We start from the raw sequence: 23,186 nt of genomic DNA, 5'->3' as shown, positions 1-23,186 counted from the left end.
CGCGGAAGCGGCCGAACTCGTCACCGAGGCCGAGCAGGTCAAGGCCGACGGCGAAGCCGAGGCCGAGGCCCTGCGCGCCGCCGCGCGCGCCGACGGCGAGCAGGTCCTGGACGAGGCCCGCAAGGCCGCCGACAAGCGCCGTGCCGACGCCGCCGAACAGGCCGACACCCTCATCACCGAGGCGGCGGCGGAGGCCGAACGGCTCACCGCGGAAGCGGCCGAACTCGTCACCGAGGCCGAGCAGGTCAAGGCCGACGGCGAAGCCGAGGCCGAGGCCCTGCGCGCCGCCGCGCGCGCCGACGCCGAACAGGTCCTCGACGAGGCCCGCAAGGCCGCCGACAAGCGCCGTGCCGACGCCGCCGAACAGGCCGACACCCTCATCAGCGAGGCGGCGGCGGAGGCCGAACGGCTCACCACCGAGGCCGCCGAACTCCTGGACGCGACCGAGCAGGAGGCGGCCCGGCTGCGGGCCGAGGCCGAGCAGGTCAAGGTGGACGGCGAGGCGCACGCGCAGGCGCTGCGCAGTGCCGCGCTCGCGGACGCCGACCGGATCCTGGACGAGGCCCGCAAGGCCGCGGACAAGCGGCGCGCGGACGGCGCCGAGCAGGCGGACACGCTCATCGGCGAGGCCCGTACGGAGGCGGAGCGGATCGGCGTCGAGGCCGAGGAGGTCCTCGAAGAGGCCCGGCAGGCCGCCGAGGCCCTCGTCGCGGAGGCGACGGCGGAGGCCGAGCGGATCGCCGTCGAGGCCGCCAAGGTCAGGGCGGACGCCGAGGCCGCGGCCGAGGAGATGCGTTCCGAGGCGCGCGCCGAGGCCGACCGCACGCTCGACGAGGCCCGCGAGGCCGGCGCGAAGAAGCGCGCGGACGCGGCCGAGCAGGCCGACCAGCTGATGACCAAGGCCCAGGAGGAGGCGCTGCGCGCCACCACCGAGGCGGAGGAGCAGGCGGACACGATGGTCGGCGCGGCCCGCAAGGAGGCCGAGCGGATCGTCGCCGAGGCGACCATCGAGGGCAACACCCTGGTGGAGAAGGCCCGTACGGACGCCGACGAGCTGCTCGTCGGGGCGCGCAGTGACGCCACCGCCATAAGGGAGCGGGCGGAGGAGCTGCGGGGCCGCATCGAGAGCGAGATCGAGGAACTCCACGAGCGGGCGCGGCGCGAGACCGCCGAGCAGATGAAGTCGGCCGGCGAGCGCGTCGACAAGCTGGTCAAGGCCGCGGAGGAGCAGAAGGCCGAGGCCGAGGAGAAGGCCAAGGAGATGATCTCGGAGGCGAGTTCGGAGGCCAGCAAGGTCCGGATCGCGGCCGTGAAGAAGGCCGAGGGGCTCCTGAAGGAGGCCGAGCAGAAAAAGGCCCGGCTCGTCGCGGAGGCGGAGAAGATCAAGGCGGACGCGGTGGCGGAGGCCGAGAAGACGGTCACCGACGGCAAGCGCGAGCTGGACATGCTGACCCGCAGGCGCCAGGACATCAATGCCGAGATCTCCCGTGTCCAGGACGTCCTGGAGGCGTTGGAGTCTTTCGAGGCGCCGGGCAGTGGCGCGAAGGACGGCCTCAAGACGGGCGCGTCCGCGGGGGCCACTCGTTCGGGTGGCAAGTCCTCCGAGAGCTAGCCACTCAAAAGGCTGGACATTCTCCAGATCAAACGGGCATACGCTCGATGACACGCCGCTTCGACCCCTAGGATTCCCTCTAACACCTCACCGGTCTCATTCGACAGGAACCCCATGAGCGACACTTCCTCCCCCTTCGGCTTCGAGCTCGTGCGGCGTGGTTACGACCGCGGTCAGGTGGACGACCGCATTACCAAGCTCGTCGCCGACCGTGACAGTGCTCTGGCCCGAATCACCTCTCTGGAAAAGCGCATCGAGGAACTCCACCTCGAGACGCAGAACGCCCAGGCCCAGGTGTCCGACGCGGAGCCGTCGTACGCCGGTCTCGGCGCCCGCGTCGAGAAGATCCTGCGGCTCGCCGAGGAGGAGGCGAAGGACCTGCGCGAGGAGGCCCGTCGCGCCGCCGAGCAGCACCGTGAGCTGGCCGAGTCGGCCGCCCAGCAGGTCCGCAACGACGCGGAGGCGTTCGCGGCCGAGCGCAAGTCGAAGGCCGAGGACGAGGGCGTCCGGATCGTCGAGAAGGCCCAGGGCGAGGCCAACTCGCTGCGTGCCGAGGCCCAGAAGGACGCGCAGTCGAAGCGCGAGGAGGCCGACGCCCTCTTCGAGGAGACCCGCGCCAAGGCCGCCCAGGCCGCCGCGGACTTCGAGACCAACCTGGCCAAGCGCCGCGAGCAGTCGGAGCGCGACCTGGCCTCGCGTCAGGCGAAGGCGGAGAAGCGCTTGGCGGAGATCGAGCACCGGGCGGAGCAGCTGCGCCTGGAGGCCGAGAAGCTGCGTACGGACGCGGAGCGCCGGGCCCGCCAGACGGTGGAGACCGCGCAGCGCCAGGCCGAGGACATCGTGGCCGACGCGAACGCCAAGGCGGACCGGATCCGCTCGGAATCGGAGCGCGAGCTCGCGGCGCTGACGAACCGCCGCGACTCCATCAACGCGCAGCTGACCAACGTCCGCGAGATGCTGGCCACGCTGACCGGTGCCGCGGTGGCGGCGGCCGGCTCCCCGCTGGACGAGGAGCGCACCGCGGGCGTCCCGGCGCAGCAGACGCGCTGACGCCCCTGCCGCATCGGCCGTCGTCGTGCTGACCCCCTGACGTCGCGACGGCGCACCGGCTCCGCGAAAACCCCCTGTCACTCCGGTGGCGGGGGGTTTCGCGTGCCCTTAGGTTGTACGCATGATCGAGCTGGAGGGCCTCACCAAACGCTTCGGATCGAAGACCGCGGTCGACCACCTCACCTTCACGGTGCGGCCGGGGGTGGTCACCGGCTTCCTGGGGCCCAACGGCGCGGGCAAGTCGACGACGATGCGGATGATGCTCGACCTGGACAACCCGACGAGCGGCACGGTGCGGATCGACGGGAAGCACTACCGCGAGCTGCGGGAGCCGCTGAAGTACATCGGGGCGCTGCTCGACGCCAAGGCGATGCACGGCGGCCGCTCCGCGTACAACAACCTGCTGTGCCTGGCCCAGTCGAACCGGATCCCGCGGCGGCGGGTCGGCGAGGTGCTCGAACTGGTGGGTCTGACGGCGGTCGCGCGGAAGAAGTCGAAGGGCTTCTCGATGGGCATGGGGCAGCGGCTGGGAATCGCGTCGGCGCTGCTCGGCGACCCGGAGATCCTGATGTTCGACGAACCCGTCAATGGTCTGGACCCCGAGGGAATTCACTGGATCCGCAATCTGATGAAGGCACTTGCCGCGGAAGGCCGGACGATCTTCGTTTCGAGTCATCTGATGAGTGAAATGGCGTTGACGGCCGATCATCTGATCGTCATCGGGCAGGGAAAGCTGCTGGCAGACACGTCGATGGCGGATTTCGTCCAGCAGAATTCCCGGAGTTACGTACGGCTCCGCTCGCCGCAGCAGGAGCGGCTGCGGGACGTGCTGCACACCAACGGGTTCCTGGCGGTCGAGACGGCCGGCGGGGTCCTGGAGGTGGACGGGACGACGACGGAGAAACTGGGCGAGCTGGCCGCGGCGAACCACATCGTGCTGCACGAACTGAGCGCTCAGCAGGCCTCGCTCGAAGAGGCGTTCATGCAGATGACGGCGGCCGCGGTGGAGTACCACGCGCACGGCACTGACGTGCACGACGGCGGGCCCGCGTCCGGGTCCCGCTGGGGCGAGAGCTTCGGCGACGAGGACTTCGAGGGAGCACGGTAGATGGCAGCGGCAGCCGCGGTCCTCCAGTCGGAGTGGACCAAGATCCGGACGGTGTCCTCGACGGTGTGGACGCTCGCCAGCGCACTCCTCGTGACGGTGGCGATGGGCGCGGCGCTGTGCGCGCTGACGAACGCCACCTACGACGACATGCGGGAGGTCGAGAGGGCCACCTTCGACCCGACCCTGGTCAGCTTCTACGGGATGATCCTGGGGCAGTTGGCGATGGTGGTCTTCGGCGTCCTGGTGGTGGGGACCGAGTACTCCTCCGGCATGATCCGCACCTCGCTGGCCGCCGTGCCCCAGCGCGCGACCTTCCTCTTCTCGAAGATCGCGGTGGCGGGCGCGCTCGCGCTCCTGGTGGGGCTCGCGACGAGCTTCCTCGCCTTCTTCCTGGGGCAGTCGCTGCTCGGCACGCACCGGACCTCCATCGGTGCCGACAACGTGCTGCGGGCGGTGATCGGCGGCGGGCTCTACATGGGCCTGATCGCGATCTTCTCCATGGGCGTGGCGGCGATGCTGCGCTCCTCGATGCTGTCGCTCGGCATCCTCGTGCCGTTCTTCTTCCTGGTCTCGCAGATCCTGTCGGCCGTGCCGAAGGCCAAGGAGGTGGCCCGCTACTTCCCGGACCAGGCCGGCTCGAAGATCATGCGGGTCGTCCCCAACGCCATGAACTCGGAGAAGGCGCCGTACGGCCCGTGGGGCGGGCTCGGGATCATGCTGATCTGGGTGGCGGCGGCGCTGCTCGGCGGCTATCTGGTGCTGAAGAAGCGGGACGCGTGACCGGCCGATGCCGGGCCCCGGCGCGGCTTCGGCCGCGCCGCAGGTCACGATTCCGCTTCGCCGGAACCGTAAACGGCTGGATAAGCTCTTCGCTCGTACGGGGGGCTCCGGCCTAGGCCGTCATGCCCCGACGACGACCTGACCTGTCGATGGGGCCACAAGAATGATCGAGGCAGTCGGCCTGACGAAGCGCTACGGCGCCAAGACGGCCGTGTACAACCTTTCCTTCCAGGTGAGGCCCGGCCATGTCACGGGCTTCCTCGGGCCCAACGGCTCCGGCAAGTCCACGACCATGCGGATGATCCTCGGCCTGGACCGGCCGACGGCCGGGCACGTGACGATCGGCGGGCACCCGTTCCGGCAGCTGCCGAACGCGCCCCGGCAGGTCGGCGCGCTGCTCGACGCCAAGGCCGTGCACGGCGGCCGCAGCGCCCGCAACCACCTCCTCTCCCTCGCCCAGCTGGCCGGCATCCCGGCGCAGCGGGTGGACGAGGTGCTGGGCGTCGTGGGTCTGCAGGACGTGGCCAGGCGCCGCTCCAAGGGCTTCTCGCTCGGCATGGGGCAGCGGCTCGGGATCGCGGCGGCGCTGCTCGGCGACCCGCAGGTGCTGCTCTTCGACGAGCCGGTCAACGGGCTCGACCCGGAGGGCATCCTCTGGGTGCGCAACCTGATGAAGAAGCTGGCCGCCGAGGGCCGGACGGTCTTCGTGTCCAGCCACCTGATGAGCGAGATGGCGCTCACGGCCGACCATCTGATCGTGATCGGCCGCGGCCAGCTGCTCGCCGACATGAGCGTGACGGACTTCATCGCGGCGAACTCCTCGGACTTCGCCCGGGTGCGCACCCCGCAGACCGAGCCGCAGCAGCGGGAGAAGCTGACGGCCGTGCTCACCGAGGCCGGCGGCCAGGTGATGCCGGAGCCGGACGGGGCGCTGCGGGTGACCGGTCTCGCGCTGCCGCGGATCAGCGACCTGGCGCACGGGGCGGACGTGCGGCTGTGGGAGCTCTCCCCGCACCAGGCGTCGCTGGAGGAGGCGTACATGCGGCTGACGCAGGGCGCCGTGGACTACCGCTCCACCGACGACCGGCTCGCCCACCTCCAGCCGCCGCTGCCGCCGCACCAGCTGCCGCATCCGCAGCAGCCCGGGTACGAGATCCCGGAGGTGCCGCAGCAGGGCTGGTACGCCCCGCCGCCGCCCGGACAGAACCCGTACGCCACCCCGCAGCAGCCCCCGCAGGCACCGCAGGCCGCACAGCAGCAGCCCCAGGCCCAGGCCCCGCAGAACCCCGAGGACGCCCGATGACCGCGCCCACTCCGTCCCCGTACGCCTACGTCTCCCCCATCCCGGTCCGCAAGGCGCACCTCGGTGACGCGCTCGCCTCCGAGTGGACCAAGATCCGCTCGGTGCGCTCCACGGTGTGGACGCTGGGGGTCATGATGCTGCTGATGCTGGGCATCGGCCTCGCCGTGGCCGCGGTCGCCGGCACCACGGACACCTCGGAGGCGGAGCAGTCCGCGCTCGGCATGGGCTTCTTCGGCATGCTGCCGGCCTCGATCTGCGTGATGACCCTCGGCGTGCTCACGATCAGCTCGGAGTTCGGCACGGGCATGATCCGTACGACGCTGACCGCCTGCCCCAGCCGGTCCAGGGTGCTCACGGCGAAGGCGATCGTCTTCTTCCTGCTGGTCTTCTCGCTCGTCACGGTGCTCGCGGCGGTGGTCGGCGCGATCCAGGTCGGCATGCTCGACGCCCCGCGGCCGACCGCCGGCGAGTGGCTGCGGGCCACGCTCGGCGCGGGCCTGTTCCTGGCGCTGCTCGGGCTGATCGCGATGGGCGTCGGCGCGATCATGCGGCACTCGGCGGGCGCGATCACGGTGATGATCGGCGTGCTGCTGCTGCCGCTGGTGGCGGCGCTCTTCATGTTCAACCCCGCGCTGCACTCGGTGCAGCAGGCGCTGTTCACGTACGCGATCCCCTCGCAGATGATCGCGCTGTACAGCGAGACCGCGCCGTTCAACGACCAGGGCCCGGCCGGCTGGGAGCCCGTGCTGATCCTGGCCGGGCTGGCGGCCGCGGTGCTCGGCGGCGCGTACGCGCTGCTGAACAACCGGGATGTCTGACCGAGGTCAGTGACGAGGCGCGTTACGGGACCGCTGCACCCGCGTGGTGCGGCGGTCCTTCGCGTTCCAGCACGCCTTGTGCCAGTGCCGGCGGTCGTCGACGCCGCCATACTCCGGCCAGGCCACGACGTGCGGGGCGCCGGGCGGGATCTCCTGGTCGCAGCCGGGGCAGCGGTAGCGCTTCCCGGGCGAGCTGGCCCCGGCGACATGGCGGACGAACCACTCCTCGCCCTGCCAGGTCTCGGTGTTCTGCACACCGCCGTACCGGTCGCCCTGGTCGTCCTGCCGTGCCGGCTTCGCGGCTCCGCGGGAGCGGTTGTGGCGCGGGGACACTTCTACACCTCACTGGGGACGGGAACACGGACGGTTCCGTCCAGCGTACGGCGCGCGACGGGGTGACTCCGAACCCGCCCATGGGCGATCAGCGGAAAATCGCAAGAACTTCATGTTCGGCCGTTGCCTATGGCACGTGTCAGGCGTTGATGCCGGTACGAGGGGTTCACCGGGGGACCTCCGAGGAGCAGCTCCGAGGGGGAGACGCGCCGGCCGCGAGGAGGCAGAAGCGTGATGCGCGTGGGTACGTTCGTCCTGGCCGCCCAGTTCCCGGGCCAGGGTCAACAGGAGGCGCTGCACCGGGCGGTGCGGACGGCCGAGGTCGCCGAGGAGGCGGGGCTCGACTCCGTCTGGCTGGCCGAGCACCACTTCGTGCCGTACGGGGTGTGCCCGTCGGCCGTCACCCTGGCCGCGCTGCTGCTCGGCCGGACCCGCCGGATCCGGGTCGGCACGGCCGTCAGCGTGCTGCCGAGCGCGCACCCGGTGGCGCTCGGCGAGCAGGCGGCGCTGCTGCACCTGGTCTCGGGCGGCCGGTTCACCCTCGGGGTGGGCCGGGGCGGTCCCTGGGTCGACCTGGAGGTCTTCGGCGCGGGTCTTCGGGCGTACGAGCAGGGCTTCCCCGAATCGCTCGACCTGCTCCTGCGCTGGCTGACCGAGCAGCGGGTCGGCGCCGACGGGGCTCAGGGGGAACGATTCGCTTTCCGCGAGGTGGCGGTCGTCCCGGCGCCCGGCGAGCTGATCGGCGGGCCGGAGTCCCCCGAGGTCCTGGTCGCCTGCACCTCGCCGAAGAGCGTGCGGCTCGCCGCCGAGCGCGGGCTGCCGATGCTGCTCGGCATGCACTGCGGCGACGAGGACAAGGCCGAGATGGTGGCGTGCTGGGAGCGGTGCGCCCGGGAGGCCGGGCGGGACCCGGACGAGATCGCGCGGATCGGCGCCGGTCATGTGTCGGCCGGGGTGGTCCAGCTCGCGGACCGCGCCCCGGAGGCGGCGGAGGCGCTGGTGAAGGCGATGCCGGGCTGGTTGAAGCAGGGGCTCGACGCCCATGTGACGGTGGACGGCCGGCATCGCGTGATGCGCGACCCCGTCGCGTACACCGAGCTGCTGTGCGGGCTGCACCCGGTCGGCACGCCGAGGCTCGCGGCGGACCGGCTCGCGGCGACCGCCGAGCGCACGGGCATCAGCCGCTTCGCGCTGCTCGCCGAGGGCTCCGGCGACCTCGCGGCCACGGAGGAGAACGTCCGGCGGCTCGGCGCCGAGGTGCTCCCGCTGCTCGGGTGACCCGGGGCCCGGGACGGGTGACATATGACGGATGAGAATGGCCGTAAAGAGACCGTGTCGCCGCTCCCGCATCAGTCGTGCTCTCCCGCGACGCGGGGCGGCGGCACCGGGCCTGTCTGTCAGCAGTCGCGCAGTTCCGGCGACTGGTTGAGGAGCTGCCCCCGTACGGAGGTGAAGCGGGCGAGCCGCTCGTCCACCGAGGGGTCCAGGGGGAAGACCGCCACCCGGTGGCAGTTCTGGAAGGCGAGTCGCACCCCGAAGTGCCGCTGCAGCGCACCACGGATGGCATCGCTCGCGAGAGCGCGCAGCAGCTGACCACGTGCCTGCTCATTCGGCGGCGGCGTCTGGTTGTCGGCGAACTCTCCGCCGTCGACCTTCAGCTGTGCCACCAGAGAACTGATCATCTCCCATGCGTAGGGCAGGGAGGTCCGGACGCAGTCGACGAAATCGGCTTCGTCGACCTCGCCTCGCTCGGCCTGTGCCAACAGCGCCGGTGAGACGTCGAGCGACATGGGTTCTCCTCTCGCGACCCCGACGGGCGGGGTCTTGCGGGCAGGGACAGGGGCCGGCGGCGCGCACGCAGCGTGCACGGGCGACGACCTCCTGTCCTCCACGGTAAGCGCCGGGTCGGGCCCGCACCAGGAGAATGGGCATACAACCGGCCGATAAGTGACGGTTGTTGGGCGCATCCCCGGCGTGCGCCGGGCGGTCGGCGGGCGGTCGGCGGCGCCCCGCCGGCGCCCGAATCGCGCCGGACGGCGTCCGTCTTGTAGCGTTGCGGACCATGCGTCTCGTCATTGCCCGTTGTTCCGTGGACTACGCCGGTCGGCTCACGGCCCACCTGCCCTCCGCTCCCCGTCTGATCCTGGTGAAGGCCGACGGCAGCGTCTCGATCCACGCGGACGACCGGGCGTACAAACCGCTGAACTGGATGTCGCCGCCGTGCACCCTGAAGGAGGGTGTCGACGGTGAGGCGGGCACCTGGACCGTGATCAACAAAGCGGGCGAGAAACTGATCATCACGATGGAGGAGATCCTCCACGACTCCTCGCACGAGCTGGGTGTGGACCCGGGCCTCATCAAGGACGGCGTCGAGGCGCACCTCCAGGAGCTGCTCGCGGACCGCATCGAGACCCTGGGCGAGGGGTGGACGCTGGTCCGCCGCGAGTACCCGACGGCGATCGGCCCGGTCGACATCCTGTGCCGGGACGCCGACGGGGCGACGGTCGCGGTGGAGATCAAGCGGCGCGGCGAGATCGACGGCGTGGAGCAGCTGACCCGCTACCTGGAGCTGCTCAACCGCGATCCGCACCTGGCGCCGGTGAAGGGCATCTTCGCGGCGCAGGAGATCAAGCCGCAGGCGCGGGTGCTGGCGAACGACCGCGGGATCGACTGCGTGGTGCTCGACTACGACGCGCTGCGCGGGATCGAGGACGACAAGCTGCGGCTGTTCTGACGCCGGCAGGTACGGCGGTACGACGGAGGCCCGGGTGCGGTGGACCGCACCCGGGCCTTTCGCGTGCGCCGGTCAGGTGGCCGGGGAGCCGCTGACGGTGGAGGAGCTGGTGCCGGTGGCGGTGCCGCTGGGTGAAACGGTCGGCGAGGGCGAATCGCTCGGCGTATTCGACGGCGACTCACTCGGCGTCGGCGAGGTCGAGGGCGTGTGACTGGCCGTCCGCGTCGGCGACGGCTTCGGCGGCTTCGTCGTCGCCGTGGCCGTCGGCTGTGTGCCGTCCGTCGCCGACGGCGTCGCCGACGGGCTCGTCGTGGTGCCGGCCGAGCCGGTGGCGCTCGGGCTCGCCGTGCCGGTCGCGTCCGGGGACGCCGGGCCGCTCGGGCTGTCGGTGGCACCCTCGCTGGGCTCGGTCTCGCCGCCGGTGCCGTCCTGGGTGGTGTCCTGGGTCGCGGTGCTGTCGGAGGTGACCCGGTCGCCGGTGCCGGTGTCGTCGCCGTTGCCGGAGGTGGCGCCGAGGGTCACCACGGTGCCGAGTACGGCGACGAGCAGGGCGCCCGCGCCGACGGCGGCCAGGTTGCGGCGGGCGCCGGTGAGGATGCCGGACCGCAGGCCGCCGCCGCGCCGGGCGGACCCCGGGGCGGGCCCCGCGGCCGGGACCGGCGGGCCGACGACGACCGTCGGGGCCTCCTTGTCGAAGGAGGCGAAGGCGTCGAGGGACGCCTTGGAGGCCACCGGGGGCATCGGCTTGGCCGGGGTCGGCGGCGCGAGGTCCGGGAAGGCGGGCTTGGCCGGGAGCGCGGCCACCGGGACGGTGGGGCCGGTCGGCGGGCCGGCCACCGGGATGCCGCGCGGCGGCGAGGCGGGCCCGTCACGGCGCGGCAGGCCCGACGCGAGCGGGTCGGGCGCGGCGGACTTGCCGGCCGCGGGCGCGGCTCCGAATGCGGACGCCGACCCGGGCGCGGACGCGGAGCCGGAGCCGGACGCCGACCCGGGCGCGGAGCCGGACGCCGATCCGGGCGCGGAGCCCGGTGCGGCCCCGAAGGCGGACCCGAGGGCCGGGGTGGGCGCGGCGGGCGCCGGCGGGGTGAGCTCCAGCGGCGCGCTGCTCTCCCCCGTCAGGTCGGCGACGAGCGCGAGGGCTCGGCGGCCCGCGACCGTGCCGCGCTTGTCGGCGAGGGCACCGCGCAGGGCGATGGACGCCTCCAGTTCGGCGCGGGCCCGCTGGAGGCTGCCCCGACAGAGCGCGAGGACGCCCAACTCGTGGTGGAAGTACGCCTCTTCGGCGACGGCGCCGGCCAGCCGGGCGGCCTCCTGGCCGCCGCGCAGGGCCCGCTCCCAGGCGCCCCAGTGCAGTCCGGCGGCGAAGGCGGGCGCGGCGCCGCGGGCGAGTTTGACGGCGCTGGTGTGGCGCTCGGCGTCGGCGCCGGAGACGGACGCGGCCAGCGCCGCGAGCAGCGAGTCGGCCTCGGCGACGACGCGGTCGGCGGTGACGGAGGGGTGGCCGGCCCACCAGGCGTAGTGCTCGGCGGCGGTGTGGGCGCGGGCCGCGGGGTCGGGCTCGTATGCCTCGGCGACCAGCTGGGTGAGGACCCCGGCGGCGAGCCGGTAGCGGGGGCCGACCGGGGAGAGCAGGCCGACGGACATGAGCTCGCCGACCGCGGCGTCGGCGTGGGTGTCGCCGACGAGGGCGGGCAGATGGGCCTGGTGCGGCACCTCGCCGCCGAGGGCGACGGCGAAGCGCAGGGTGTCCTGGGCGGCGCGGCTGAGCCGGGAGGCGAGCAGGCTCGCGGGGGCGGCGCCCTCGGCGAGGCTCGGCAGCGCCATCTCGCGCAGTTCGACGTCCGGGTCGTCGACGGCAGGGGTGGCCGCGGGGAGTCCGGACGGGCCGAACGCCTCTTCGAGGGCTCCGAAGGCGTCGAACTCGGCGGGCCCGACGCGCAGTCGGTCGCGCTGTCGCAGCAGGGCGCCGGCCTGGACGAAGCGGAGCGGCAGACCCTCGGACTCGAACCAGAGGTCACCGGCCCAGTTGGTCTCGTCCTCGTCGAGCTCGCGGCCGGTGGCGGCCGCGAGGAGTTCGATGGCGGCGGCGCGGGCGAGGCCGGGCAGCGCGAGCTCTTCGAGGCCGGCCTCGGGCGAGGCGGCCGGGGTGTCGGGGGTGACGGCGAACAGGAAGGCGCAGTCGGGGGTGGCGTCGAGAAGCTGGTCGAGGGCGGCGCCGCCGAACTCGAGGTCGTCGACGACGACGATGGCGCCGATGGAGCGGACCTCCAGGAGGAGTTCCTCGCGGTCGGGCCGGAAGCCGGGGGCGTACTGGACGGCCTGGAAGAGCTCGTAGAGCAGCTCGGTGGGGGTGCGGTGGTGGCCGGAGAGCCGGACGACGCCGTCGGGTGCGATGCCGGCGCAGTCGGCGGCGACGGCGTCGAGCAGGGCGGTGCGGCCGGAGCCGGCGGGGCCGGTGAGCCGGGCGGAGCGGCCGCGGGTGAGGTGCTGGACGAGCTGTTCGCGCTGTTCCTGCCGTTCGAGCAGCGGGAGGGCGGGGGCCGTGGGTCCGGGCGGTACGGGCGGGGCGGCGGCGCGGGCGACCTCGGCGCGCTCCTTGGCGGTGCGGCGGCGGGGGGCCGCGGGCAGCTCGGCGGGCGGGCAGACCTCGATCTCGCTGCCGTCGAGGGGGTTGAGGGTGAGCAGCAGGCCGCCGGAGACGAGGCGCGCGGTGCGTACCCGGGTGGGGGCGCCGGCCGCGGGCGGGGGGGCGGCGAGGCCGGGGCGGGCGTCCTCGCCCTCGGTGTCGTGACCGTAGTCCTCCGGTCCCCGGTTGATCGGGTCCATGGTCCAAGCTCCCAAGCGGCGGGCGATGTGCAGGCGAGCCGACCCTAGACGGTTGTCCGAGCTGCGGGAACAGGTGGGGTGGGGTGGAGACCAAGACGTCACGGTCTTGTGAGGATTGGGTGTGACGCCTGGTTCTCACAGGTGCTTCACACGCCGTCCGCCGCCCCGGGGGTCACACGCGCGCCAACCTTGTCATATGTCGACGTCACACGCGCGGCAGCGACTCCGCGGCGAGGCCGCCCTCGATGGCGAGGATGCGGTGCAGCCGGGTGGCGACGAGCAGGCGCTGCATCTGGGGCGGCACTCCGCGCAGCACCAGTCGACGGCCGCAGCGGCCGGCCCGGCGGTGGGCGCCCATGATGACGCCGAGTCCGGTGGCGTCCCAGGAGTCGAGGCCGGTCAGGTCGAGCACGAGGTCGCCGGATCCGTCGTCGACCGCCGAGTGCAGGACCGTTCGGGCGTCCGCCGCGCTTCGGACGTCGAGGCGGCCCCCGACGACCAGTTCGGCGTGGTCGCCCCTGATGTGCATATGCGCTCCCCGAGAGTGCTCCGTCGTTGCCCGGTCGTGTGCCCGTCTTCGCAACGCTTGACTTCCGCATCGGCAGAAGCGTTGCGCCTTGTAAGCGAACCGATATCGAAATTCACCCCTGGGGGCGATGGTGCCGGGGCGATCGGACCCCTGTGCGGAATCGGTTCACCGCCCCGGCCTACGTGCTGAGGCGACGTCAGTACGTGTAGAAGCCCTGCCCGCTCTTGCGGCCGATGTCACCCGCGTCCACCATCCGGCGCATCAGCTCCGGCGGCGCGAACTTCTCGTCCTGGGACTCGGTGTAGATGTTGCTGGTGGCGTTGACCAGGATGTCGACGCCGGTGAGGTCGGCGGTGGCGAGCGGGCCCATCGCGTGCCCGAAGCCGAGCTTGCAGGCGATGTCGATGTCCTCGGCGGTGGCCACACCCGACTCGTAGAGCTTGGCGGCCTCGACGACGAGCGCCGAGATGAGGCGGGTGGTGACGAAGCCGGCCACGTCGCGGTTGACGACGATGCAGGTCTTGCCGACGGACTCGGCGAACTCCCGTGCGGTGGCGAGGGTTTCGTCGCTGGTCTTGTAGCCGCGGACCAGCTCGACGAGCTGCATCATCGGGACCGGCGAGAAGAAGTGAACGCCGACGACGGACTCGGGGCGCCCGGTCACCGCGGCGATCTTGGTGATCGGGATGGCGGAGGTGTTGGAGGCGAGGACCGCGCCGTCCTTGGCGATCTTGTCGAGGGAGCGGAAGATCTCGTGCTTGACCTCGAGCTTCTCGAAGACGGCCTCGACGACGATGTCGGCGTCGGCGACCGCGTCGAGGTCGGTGGTGGCCGTGATCCGGCCGAGGGCGGCCTCGGCGTCGGCGGCGTCCAGCTTGCCCTTGGCGACGAACTTCTCGTACGAGGTCCTGATGGCGTCGGTGCCCCGGGTCAGCGCGGCGTCGGTGACGTCGCGCAGGACGACGTCCCAGCCGGCCTGGGCCGAGACCTGCGCGATGCCGGACCCCATGAGTCCGGCCCCGATGACGGCGAGCTTCCGTGCCACGTCTTCCACCCCAAATCACCCATGGCGCGCATGCGATGCATCCCGCGCTTAACGACTGTTCACCTCTGGCTCTTCGGCGGAGATTAGCGGCCCGGGGGCACCATGTGACCGCTTAGTAAGGCACGTCACGCCCGCTTTGACGGACGTCACACTCGCGACAGCTCCGCGGGGGCGCCTACGCCCGTACCGCGTAGTCGAGCACCGCCTCGCTGAGCAGGTCCTCGATGTCGTCGAGGAGGCCGAGGGCCTCGCGGGACACCTCACCCGGGTCGCGGCCGGCGGTCATCTCGGCGCTGATGAACTCGACGACGGCGCCCTGGATCCAGGCGATCTGGCCGCCGACGAGCAGCGGCATCGTGTCGTCGGGGCCGGTGCCGGCCTCCTCGCGCAGGGCGTCGACGGTGGTCCGGCGGACCTCCTGCTGGAGGGCCATGAGCCGGGCCTGGAGGGTGGGGGCGCCGTCGATGACCCGCATGAAGTCGGCGAAGCCGGTCATGAGTCCGTACGCGGGCGAGACCGCCGTGACATGGCCGCGGATCTCGCGGAGCACGGCCCGGGCGGCGGACTCGCCGGGATCGCGGCCGCGGATCATCCGGGCGAGGCGGTGGGTGACGCCCTCCATCCGGTCGAGGAAGAGGTCCTCCTTGGCCGGGAAGTAGTTGTAGACGGTGTTGACGGAGACGTCCGCGGCCTCCGCGATCTCCGCCACCGTGACGGCCTGGAAGCCGCGCTCCAGGAAGAGCCCGGTCGCGATGTCCGAGATCCGCTGTTTCGTCTGGCGCTTCTTGCGCTCCCTCAGCCCTTCAGCCATGGCGCCATCCTAGGCATTCCTAGGCGCCCTGAAATTTTGGGGACGTTGCAAAATTTCAGAGACTCTGTTTTTGTGGTCGCCATGCCCATCATCAGCACGTCCGGGCTCTCCCGGACCTTCCGCACGAAACAGGGCGAGGTGCCGGCCGTCCGCGGCATCGACCTCACGGTCCGCCCCGGCGAGATCCTCGGCTTCCTCGGCCCCAACGGCGCCGGCAAGAGCACCACCCTGCGGATGCTCAGCACCCTGCTCCCGCCCACCGGCGGCGCCGCCACCGTCGCCGGCCACGACCTGCTGCGCGACCCGGTCGCCGTCCGCCGCCAGATCGGCTACGTCGCCCAGTCCGGCGGCACCGACCCGCAGGAGACCGTCCGCTCGGAACTCGTCCTCCAGGGCCGGCTCTACGGGCTCACGCGCGCCGAGGCCGCCGAGCGCGCGGCCGAACTCGCCCGCGACCTCGACCTCACCGAGCTGCTCGACCGCTCCACCACCGCGCTCTCCGGCGGCCAGCGACGCCGGCTCGACCTCGCGCTCGGCCTCACCCACCGCCCCGCGCTGCTCTTCCTCGACGAGCCCACCACCGGTCTCGACCCGGGCAGCCGCGCCGCCCTGTGGGACCTGGTGCGGCGGCTGCGCGACGAGCAGGGCACCACGGTCGTCCTCACCACCCACTACCTCGACGAGGCCGACGCCCTCGCCGAACGCCTGGTGATCATCGACCGGGGCGTCGTCGCCGCCGAGGGCACCCCGGCCGCGCTCAAGGCCGCGCACGGGGCCGACACCCTGCAGGACGCCTTCCTCGCCGTCACCGGGCGCGCCCCCGCGCCCGTCGACACCACGCCCGTCGCCGTCTAGGAGCCCACCCGATGCTTCTCCACGACACCGCGGTCCTCTTCGGCCGCTACGCCCGGCAGACCCTGCGCTCGCCGTTCCAGATCTTCTTCGGCGCGCTGATGCCGCTGCTCTACCTGTTCTTCTTCGGCCCGCTGCTCACCGGGCTCCCGCTCGGCCGCACCGGCGACTCCTGGCAGGTCCTCGTCCCCGGCCTACTGCTCCAGCTCGGCCTCTTCGGAGCCTCGTTCGCGGGCTTCGCCGTCATCATGGAGAAGAACTGGGGCGTCCTCGAACGCATGAGGGTCACCCCGGTCAGCCGCCTCGCGCTGCTGCTCGGCCGCACCCTGCGGGACGCCGCGCTGTTCCTCTTCCAGAGCGTGCTGCTGGTGCTCACCGCCCTGCTCATGGGCCTGCGGGCGCCGCTCGCCGGCATCCTCGTCGGCTTCGGCTTCGTCGCCCTGCTCACCTTCTCGCTCGCCTCGCTCTCCTACGTGCTCGCGCTGAAGCTGCCGAGCCCGCAGGCGTTCGGCCCGGCGGTCAACACCCTGGCGATGCCCTCGATGCTGCTGTCCGGCCTGATGCTCCCGATGGCCCTCGCCCCCGGCTGGCTCGACGTGCTCTCGCACTTCATGCCGTTCCGCTATCTGGTCGACGCGGTGCGGGACGCGTACGTGGGGCACTACGCGACCGCCACGATGCTGTACGGCGTCCTCGCCGCGGCCGGACTCACGGCACTCGCCGTGACGGTGGGCACACGCACGTTCCGGAAGGCCGGCGCGTAACTACGCTGGTCCCATGGTCAATCTGACGCGCATCTACACCCGCACCGGCGACCAGGGCACCACCGCCCTCGGCGACATGAGCCGGACCGCCAAGACCGATCTGCGGATCTCGGCCTACGCCGACGCCAACGAGGCCAACGCCGTCATCGGCACGGCCGTGGCGCTCGGGCAGCTCGACGAGGAGGTCGTCAAGGTCCTCGTCCGCGTCCAGAACGACCTGTTCGACGTGGGCGCGGACCTGTCGACCCCGGTGGTGGCGGACCCCGAGTACCCGCCGCTGCGCGTCGAGCAGTCGTACATCGACAAGCTGGAGGCGGACTGCGACCGCTTCCTGGAGCAGCTCGACAAGCTGCGCTCCTTCATCCTGCCCGGCGGCACGCCCGGCGCGGCACTGCTGCACCAGGCGTGCACGGTGGTCCGGCGCGCGGAGCGCTCCACCTGGGCCGCGATGGAGGTGCACGGCGAGACGATGAACCCGCTGACCGCCACGTACCTCAACCGGCTGTCAGACCTGCTCTTCATCCTTGCCAGGACGGCGAACAAGGCGGTCGGGGACGTCCTCTGGGTCCCGGGCGGCGACCGCTGACGCCGCCCCCGACGCGCCCCTCTGCCGGGGGTCCGGGGGTTGTCCCCCGGGAGATGCAGCATCCTTGCCAGGACGGCGAACAAGGCGGTCGGGGACGTCCTCTGGGTCCCGGGCGGCGACCGCTGACGCCTTCGCGGCAGGGTCCTTCTTCGGCCAGATCGCGTACGACAGCGCGATCAGGCCGTGGATGCCGACCGCCCGCCAGGCCGCGAGGATCCAGCTCTTGAGCGACTCGGTGCGGCCGGCGTCGCCCACATACCAGACGGCGACGAGCAGCAGCACCGTCGCCACCACGGCGCCGGCCAGCGTGCCCAGCCACACGGCGCCCTCGTGGCGGGCGCGGGCCGTCCCGTAGCGGGGCGGCTTCGGCGGCGGCGGGCCGCCGCCCAGGCGGTGCGCGGCATGGCCGTCGAGCCACTGCACGGTGCGGTGGCCGTGGCCGACGGTGTAGCCGATGTAGACGGCGGCCAGCCCGTGCTTCCAGCTCGGGTCGGCGCCGTTCCTCAGGTCGACGGCGGTGGCGACCAGCAGCACGACCTCGAGGAGCGGCTCGCACAGCAGCAGGGCGAGGCCGGTGCGCGGCATCCTCAGCAGATAGCGGGCGGCGAGGCCCGCGGCGAGCAGCACCCAGAAGCCGACCTCGCAGACCACGACGAGTGTGACGATCACGGATCTCCCCTTTCGGTACGTCTCCAGGCTCGCGACCGTCCAGGGCGGTTTCGTCGTCGGCGGTGAGGAACCGCGCCTACATCCTTCGACGGAGGGACGGACGGGGAAGACTCGCCCTCGGCGAGGACGTCCGGCCGGACGACAGCGTGTTGGATGGACGGGTGCGCCTCCCCCGACCGCTCCCCCGGCCCCATCGCGACGATCTGCTGATCGCCTTCATCGGCCTGGCCGGCGGGCTGGTCCTGTGGTTCTTCGGTCTGTACGTGACCGGCAGCCACCTCTTCGGGCAGAGCTGGGCCACGCTGATCCCGCTGACCGTGATGGCGGCCATGGAGGCGCTGCGCCGCACGGCCCCGCAGACCGCGCTGATCGTCGGCACCGCCGCCATCGCGGCGGACCAGCTCACCAGCGGCAACCTCGCCACCGTGCTGATGTTCACGGACGTGGTCTACGCGGCGGTCGTGTACGGCACGCCCGCCTCCGCCCGCCGCATCCCGTACACCACGGGCCTGGTCACCGTCGCCATCACCGTGGTGCTGCTGATCTGGTGGCAGAACGCGGTCGCCCTGCTGGTGGGCGTCCTCTCGGGGATGATCAGCTTCCTGCCGGCGCTCACCGGCGCCATCGTGCGCAACCACCGGCAGGCCGCCGACGCCGCCCGACTGCGGGCCGAGCAGACGGCGCTGCTCGCCGAGATGGACCGGGCCCAGGCGGTGACCGCCGAGCGCGCCCGGATGGCCCGCGAGCTGCACGACATGGTGGCCAACCACCTGTCGGCGATCGCGATCCACTCCACGGCCGCGCTGTCGATCGACGAGCCGGGCACGACGCAGCGGGCGCTGACCGTGATCCGGGAGAACAGCGTCGCGGGCCTCGCCGAGATGCGCCGGCTCATCGGGCTGCTGCGGGACAGCGACACCGACGCCGAGCCGGCCGCCGCGCCCCGGCTCTCGGGCCTGGCCGCGCTGGTCGCGCAGGCGCAGGCGAACGGCGCGTCGAGCGGCCTCACGGTCACGCTCGACGACTCCCGCGCGCAGGACGAGGAGCCCTTGCCGGCGCCGGTCGAGCTGGCCGCGTACCGGATCGTGCAGGAGTCGCTGACGAACGCCCTCAAGCACGCCGGGGCCGGCCCGGTCGGTGTGTTCCTGGCCCGCGACGCCAAGGCGCTGACCGTACGGGTGACCAGCAGGTTCGGAGAGCGGCCCGGGCCGCGCGCGCCGGGCTCGGGGGCCGGTCTGGTCGGCATGCGGGAGCGGGTGGCGCTGCTCGGCGGGGAGTTCGACGCGGGGCCCGCGGCCGACGGGGGCGGGGCGAGGATCTGGCAGGTGCGGGCGGTGCTGCCCGCCGAGGAGAGGACACCGGACGCATGACGATCCGCATCGTGGTCGCCGAGGACCAGAGCGCGGTACGGGCGGGGCTCGTGCTCATCCTGGGCAGCGCGCCCGACATCGAGGTCGTCGGCGAGGCGGCGGACGGCGAGCGCGCGGTGGAGCTGGCCCGCGGGCTGCGCCCGGACCTGGTCCTGATGGACGTGCAGATGCCGAAGCTGGACGGGGTGTCGGCGACCCGGCAGATCGTCGCCGAGCGCCTCGCGGACGTGCTGGTGCTCACCACCTTCGATCTGGACGAGTACGTGTTCGGGGCGCTGCGCGCCGGGGCCGCGGGCTTCCTGCTGAAGAACACGGACGCGAAGGACCTGCTGGAGGCGGTGCGCACGGTGGCGCGCGGCGAGGGGCTGATCGCGCCGGCGGTGACCCGGCGCCTGATCGCCGAGTTCGCGGCCCCGAGCCGGCCGGCCCCGCCGGACTCGGCGGTCCTGGACGCGCTGACGCCCCGGGAGCGGGAGGTGCTTGCGGCGCTCGGCGCGGGTCTTTCGAACGCGGAGATCGCCGTGCGGCTGGAGATGGCGGAGGCGACCGTGAAGACGCATGTGTCGAAGGTGCTCGGCAAGCTGGAACTCCGGTCCAGGGTCCAAGCGGCGGTCCTCGCTCGGGAGTTGGGGGTCTGACGAGGAATCTGAGAGATCGGATTCCGACGTTGGTCTGGACCTCTTGACGCTTGGTACAGACCTTTCTACGCTCACGGAGCGCGCGCAACTCACGGACCACCCCCACGTTGACCGTCCGCTACTTGAGGAGCACCGTTGAGCACTCAAGCACCGCCGCGCAGAGCAGGGTTGAGACGCCGGGTCGCCGCCGGTCTCACCGCCCTGGCCCTGCCCCTGGCCGCGCTGGTCGGCCTCGCCGCCCCCGCCGAAGCCGCCACCTCCGTCACCGCCACGTACACCAAGACCCAGGACTGGGGCACCGGGTTCGAGGGCAAGTGGACGGTGAAGAACACCGGCACCACCGCCCTCTCCTCCTGGACGGTCGAGTGGGACTACCCGGCCGGCACCTCCGTCACCTCCGCCTGGGACGCCGACGTCACCGGCTCCGGCACCCACTGGACCGCCAGGAACAAGTCGTACAACGGCAGCCTCGCCCCCGGCGCCAGCGTCTCCTTCGGCTACAACGGCGCCGGCCCCGGCGCCCCCAGCGGCTGCAAGGTCAACGGCGGCCCCTGCGACGGCTCCACCACCCCGCCGCCCGGTGACACCGCGCCCTCCGCGCCCGGCACCCCGGTCGCCTCCAACATCACCGACACCTCGGCGAAGCTGACCTGGACCGCCGCCACCGACGACAAGGGCGTCAAGAACTACGACGTGCTGCGCGACGGCGCCAGGGTCACCACGACCACGGGCCTCACGTACACCGACACCGGCCTGACCGCCGGCACCGACTACAGCTACACGGTCGTCGCCCGCGACACCGCCGACCAGACCGGCCCCGCCGCCGGCCCGGTCGCCGTCCACACCACGGGCGGCGGCACCACCCCGCCGCCGACCGGCAACACGGTGAAGATGGGCTACTTCACCAACTGGGGCGTCTACGGGCGCAACTACCACGTGAAGAACATCGTGACCTCGGGCTCCGCCTCGAAGATCACCCACATCAACTACGCCTTCGGCAACGTCACCGGCGGCAAGTGCGCCATCGGCGACTCCTACGCCGACTACGACAAGGCGTACACCGCCGACCAGTCCGTCGACGGCGTCGCCGACACCTGGGACCAGCCGCTGCGCGGCAACTTCAACCAGCTCCGCAAGCTGAAGAAGCTCTACCCGAACATCAAGGTCATCTGGTCCTTCGGCGGCTGGACCTGGTCCGGCGGCTTCGGCCAGGCCGCGGCGAACCCGGCCGCCTTCGCCCAGTCCTGCTACGACCTGGTGGAGGACCCGCGCTGGGCCGACGTCTTCGACGGCATCGACCTGGACTGGGAGTACCCGAACGCCTGCGGTCTGTCCTGCGACACCAGCGGCCCGGCCGCGTTCAGGAACCTGATCCAGGCCGTGCGCGCCAAGTTCGGCCAGAACGCGATCGTCACCGCGGCCGTCACGGCCGACGCCTCCACCGGCGGCAAGATCGACGCCACCGACTACGCGGGCGCCGCGCCGTACATGAACTGGTTCAACGTGATGACGTACGACTTCTTCGGCGCCTGGGCCGCGCAGGGCCCGACCGCCCCGCACTCCCCGCTCACCTCGTACCCCGGCATCCCGCAGCAGGGCTTCAACTCCGCCGAGGCGATCGCCAAGTACAAGGCCAAGGGAGTCCCGGCGAACAAGCTGCTGCTCGGCATCGGCTTCTACGGCCGCGGCTGGACCGGCGTCACCCAGGACGCCCCCGGCGGCACCGCCACCGGACCGGCGGCCGGCACCTACGAGCAGGGCATCGAGGACTACAAGGTGCTCAAGGGCTCCTGCCCGGCCACCGGCACCGTCGCCGGCACCGCCTACGCCCACTGCGGCACCAACTGGTGGAGCTACGACACCCCCGCCACCGTCACCTCCAAGATGAGCTGGGCCAGGAACCAGGGCCTCGGCGGCGCGTTCTTCTGGGAGTTCAGCGGTGACACCGCCAACGGCGAGCTCGTCGGCGCCATCAACAGCGGCCTGAGCTAGCCGGCCACGGCCAACAGGACCGGGGAACGATCCGGTGGGGCCCGCCCAGCAGGGCCACGGCCCCCCGGTAACCGTCCACCGCGTCCAGGTCGTACAGCCGCACCGGCGGGTGCGGCTGTACGCCGTCCCTGTCCCCGTCCCGACCCGCCTCCGCGCGCCCGTCCCGCCCCCGCCAGCCGAGCAGCTCCGCCGGCCGGTCGGGGGCGGCCACCGTCAGGCGCGCGGGATCCACCCGCAGCCCCTCCCCCGTCGCCTTCAGGACCGCCTCCTTGCGCACCCAGTACGTGGCGAACGCGGCCGCCCGCTCCGGCTCCGGCACCTTGTCGTACTCGGCCCGCTCGGCCGGCGAGAGCACCGGCAGCGGCAGCTCGGCGGACGGCTCCGGCACCCGCTCCACGTCCACGCCCACCGGGGCCTGAAGGGACAGCGCGACCGCGACCAGCTCGCCCGAGTGGGACAGCGAGAACTCCACGGGAGCGCCGGCCAGGTACGGCTTGCCGTGCGGGCCCTTGTCGAAGGAGAGCGAGACGGGATCCCGGTCGAGCACCTCGCCGAGCACCGTACGCAGCAGCGCGTGCGCGGTCACGTACTGCGCGCGGACCCGCTCCTCGGTGAGCGACTCGTAGACCCGGCGTTCCCGCTCGTCGAGGAGCACGGAGAGATCGTGGGCAACGGAAACGGCCCGGGCGGTCCACACATGGCACTCACCGGGCCGTACGAAGTTCTTGTCCATCGAATCAGGCGACATTAACCCTCTGGCCGGGCGGCGCCGCCTCCAGCCAGGCCAGGAAGCCGGTCAGCGCGTCCTCGCTCATCGCCAGCTCCAGGCGGGTCCCGTGGACCAGACAGCCCTGGATCACGGAGTCGGAAAGCAGCGCCAGCTCCTCCTCGCCCTCGGGCATCCGGCGCTCCAGGACCTCGATGGCCGAGCGCTCCAGGATCCGCTTCGGGCGGGGGGCGTACGAGAACACGCGGAACCAGGCGATCTCGTCACCGCTGTAGCGGGCGACGCCGTACACCCAGCCCTTGCCGGAGAGGTCCGGCGTCTCGGGGACGTTCCATCTGAGGGAACAGTCGAAGGTGCCGCCGGCCCGCTGGATCAGCCTGCGGCGCAAGCCGAAGACGAAGAGCCCGATCACCAGCAGTGCGACGACCAGGCCGCACAGGAGCAGCGCGAGGAACATCTTCACCGACCTCCTCGCAGCTTCCCGTGACCGGTGGACCCGGCCGGACCGAACACAACCTGCATCTGCATCGCCTCAGCCGCGGCACTGCTGTGAGGCGGGACCTCACCCCGGCCGGGAGGGCGCCGCTCCTGTGCGTCCTTCCGGCCACGACCTAGCCGCGCAGCCGGTTCGACAGCCGG

20 protein-coding genes and 3 pseudogenes are annotated in these 23,186 nt (G+C 72.3%); 14 read left to right on the top strand and 9 right to left on the bottom strand.

Annotated elements, in window-relative coordinates; translation table 11 throughout:
* The 6 genes and pseudogenes from ACWEV0_RS31535 to ACWEV0_RS31510 form a co-directional block, all read left to right on the top strand.
* Positions 1-1,612, top strand: a pseudogene (locus ACWEV0_RS31535) (hypothetical protein); the annotation flags it as partial.
* A 114-nt stretch (positions 1,613-1,726) separates the two neighbouring features.
* On the top strand, positions 1,727-2,662 hold the full coding sequence (locus tag ACWEV0_RS31530) for a coiled-coil domain-containing protein (protein ID WP_403792001.1): 936 nt from the start codon (positions 1,727-1,729) through the stop codon (positions 2,660-2,662).
* A gap of 121 nt (positions 2,663-2,783) precedes the next feature.
* Positions 2,784-3,770, top strand: a complete 987-nt coding sequence (locus ACWEV0_RS31525; protein WP_453153101.1) for an ABC transporter ATP-binding protein — start codon at positions 2,784-2,786, stop codon at positions 3,768-3,770.
* Positions 3,771-4,550, top strand: a complete 780-nt coding sequence (locus tag ACWEV0_RS31520; RefSeq protein ID WP_453153099.1) for an ABC transporter permease — start codon at positions 3,771-3,773, stop codon at positions 4,548-4,550. It begins immediately after the preceding gene.
* Between the two features lie 163 nt (positions 4,551-4,713).
* Complete coding sequence (locus ACWEV0_RS31515; protein ID WP_453153098.1) at positions 4,714-5,853, top strand: ABC transporter ATP-binding protein; 1,140 nt, start codon at positions 4,714-4,716, stop codon at positions 5,851-5,853.
* Positions 5,850-6,671 carry an ABC transporter permease gene (locus tag ACWEV0_RS31510; RefSeq protein WP_453153097.1) on the top strand — a complete coding sequence of 274 codons (822 nt, stop codon included), beginning with the start codon at positions 5,850-5,852 and terminating at the stop codon, positions 6,669-6,671. Before ACWEV0_RS31515 ends, ACWEV0_RS31510 begins: the two co-directional genes overlap by 4 nt.
* A 6-nt stretch (positions 6,672-6,677) precedes the next feature.
* Here the strand turns inward: ACWEV0_RS31510 and ACWEV0_RS31505 are convergent, their stop codons facing one another.
* Entirely contained in the window at positions 6,678-7,004 is a 327-nt protein-coding gene (locus tag ACWEV0_RS31505; protein WP_453153096.1) for an ATP/GTP-binding protein, read from the bottom strand.
* A 234-nt stretch (positions 7,005-7,238) separates the two neighbouring features.
* Between ACWEV0_RS31505 and ACWEV0_RS31500 the strand changes: the two genes are divergently transcribed.
* On the top strand, positions 7,239-8,282 hold the full coding sequence (locus ACWEV0_RS31500) for an LLM class flavin-dependent oxidoreductase (protein ID WP_453153095.1): 1,044 nt from the start codon (positions 7,239-7,241) through the stop codon (positions 8,280-8,282).
* Between the two features lie 119 nt (positions 8,283-8,401).
* Here ACWEV0_RS31500 and ACWEV0_RS31495 read toward each other — a convergent pair whose 3' ends face one another.
* The gene (locus ACWEV0_RS31495; protein WP_403792013.1) at positions 8,402-8,794 is read right to left on the bottom strand and encodes an SCO5389 family protein; all 393 of its coding nucleotides are present in this window, start codon (positions 8,792-8,794) and stop codon (positions 8,402-8,404) included.
* Between the two features lie 272 nt (positions 8,795-9,066).
* Here ACWEV0_RS31495 and nucS point away from each other — a divergent pair, with 272 nt between their 5' ends.
* The gene (nucS, locus tag ACWEV0_RS31490; RefSeq protein WP_453153094.1) at positions 9,067-9,738 is read left to right on the top strand and encodes an endonuclease NucS; all 672 of its coding nucleotides are present in this window, start codon (positions 9,067-9,069) and stop codon (positions 9,736-9,738) included.
* 72 nt (positions 9,739-9,810) lie between these two features.
* Here nucS and ACWEV0_RS31485 read toward each other — a convergent pair whose 3' ends face one another.
* The 4 genes from ACWEV0_RS31485 to ACWEV0_RS31470 form a co-directional block, all read right to left on the bottom strand.
* A complete protein-coding gene (locus tag ACWEV0_RS31485; protein WP_453153093.1) occupies positions 9,811-12,564 on the bottom strand; it encodes an ATP-binding protein in 2,754 nt (917 codons plus the stop codon).
* A gap of 205 nt (positions 12,565-12,769) precedes the next feature.
* A complete protein-coding gene (locus tag ACWEV0_RS31480; RefSeq protein ID WP_365338237.1) occupies positions 12,770-13,093 on the bottom strand; it encodes an STAS domain-containing protein in 324 nt (107 codons plus the stop codon).
* 196 nt (positions 13,094-13,289) lie between these two features.
* Positions 13,290-14,138 (bottom strand): 3-hydroxyacyl-CoA dehydrogenase family protein, encoded by an 849-nt coding sequence (locus ACWEV0_RS31475; protein ID WP_453153092.1) that lies wholly within the window; start codon positions 14,136-14,138, stop codon positions 13,290-13,292.
* A gap of 175 nt (positions 14,139-14,313) precedes the next feature.
* Entirely contained in the window at positions 14,314-14,949 is a 636-nt protein-coding gene (locus tag ACWEV0_RS31470; protein ID WP_453153090.1) for a TetR/AcrR family transcriptional regulator, read from the bottom strand.
* Positions 14,950-15,111: 162 nt separating this feature from the next.
* Between ACWEV0_RS31470 and ACWEV0_RS31465 the strand changes: the two are divergent.
* The 3 genes and pseudogenes from ACWEV0_RS31465 to ACWEV0_RS31455 all read left to right on the top strand — a co-directional run.
* Positions 15,112-15,804 (top strand): annotated as a pseudogene (locus ACWEV0_RS31465) (ABC transporter ATP-binding protein); the annotation flags it as partial.
* Positions 15,805-15,815: 11 nt separating this feature from the next.
* Positions 15,816-16,565, top strand: a complete 750-nt coding sequence (locus ACWEV0_RS31460) for an ABC transporter permease (RefSeq protein ID WP_453153089.1) — start codon at positions 15,816-15,818, stop codon at positions 16,563-16,565.
* A gap of 13 nt (positions 16,566-16,578) precedes the next feature.
* A complete protein-coding gene (locus tag ACWEV0_RS31455) occupies positions 16,579-17,151 on the top strand; it encodes a cob(I)yrinic acid a,c-diamide adenosyltransferase (RefSeq protein WP_453153088.1) in 573 nt (190 codons plus the stop codon).
* Positions 17,152-17,247: 96 nt separating this feature from the next.
* Here the strand turns inward: ACWEV0_RS31455 and ACWEV0_RS31450 are convergent.
* A pseudogene (locus ACWEV0_RS31450) lies at positions 17,248-17,820 on the bottom strand (hypothetical protein); the annotation flags it as partial.
* 161 nt (positions 17,821-17,981) lie between these two features.
* Here ACWEV0_RS31450 and ACWEV0_RS31445 point away from each other — a divergent pair.
* From ACWEV0_RS31445 to ACWEV0_RS31435, 3 genes are all read left to right on the top strand, one after another.
* Entirely contained in the window at positions 17,982-19,190 is a 1,209-nt protein-coding gene (locus ACWEV0_RS31445) for a histidine kinase (protein WP_453153087.1), read from the top strand.
* Positions 19,187-19,828, top strand: coding sequence for a response regulator (locus ACWEV0_RS31440; protein WP_453153085.1), 642 nt, complete (start codon positions 19,187-19,189; stop codon positions 19,826-19,828). Before ACWEV0_RS31445 ends, ACWEV0_RS31440 begins: the two co-directional genes overlap by 4 nt.
* A gap of 135 nt (positions 19,829-19,963) precedes the next feature.
* On the top strand, positions 19,964-21,820 hold the full coding sequence (locus tag ACWEV0_RS31435) for a glycosyl hydrolase family 18 protein (protein WP_453153084.1): 1,857 nt from the start codon (positions 19,964-19,966) through the stop codon (positions 21,818-21,820).
* Here the strand turns inward: ACWEV0_RS31435 and ACWEV0_RS31430 are convergent.
* Both ACWEV0_RS31430 and ACWEV0_RS31425 read right to left on the bottom strand, forming a co-directional pair.
* Positions 21,801-22,553, bottom strand: a complete 753-nt coding sequence (locus ACWEV0_RS31430) for a 4'-phosphopantetheinyl transferase family protein (protein ID WP_453153083.1) — start codon at positions 22,551-22,553, stop codon at positions 21,801-21,803. The genes ACWEV0_RS31435 and ACWEV0_RS31430 overlap by 20 nt on opposite strands.
* Positions 22,554-22,557: 4 nt before the next feature.
* Complete coding sequence (locus ACWEV0_RS31425) at positions 22,558-23,004, bottom strand: DUF2550 domain-containing protein (protein ID WP_403792036.1); 447 nt, start codon at positions 23,002-23,004, stop codon at positions 22,558-22,560.
* Between the last annotated feature and the right edge of the window lie 182 nt (positions 23,005-23,186).

Source organism: Streptomyces sp. NPDC003943 (genome assembly GCF_053605265.1).
Note: the sequence above shows the minus strand (reverse complement) of the source record. Positions and strands in the feature narration are given on the sequence as shown.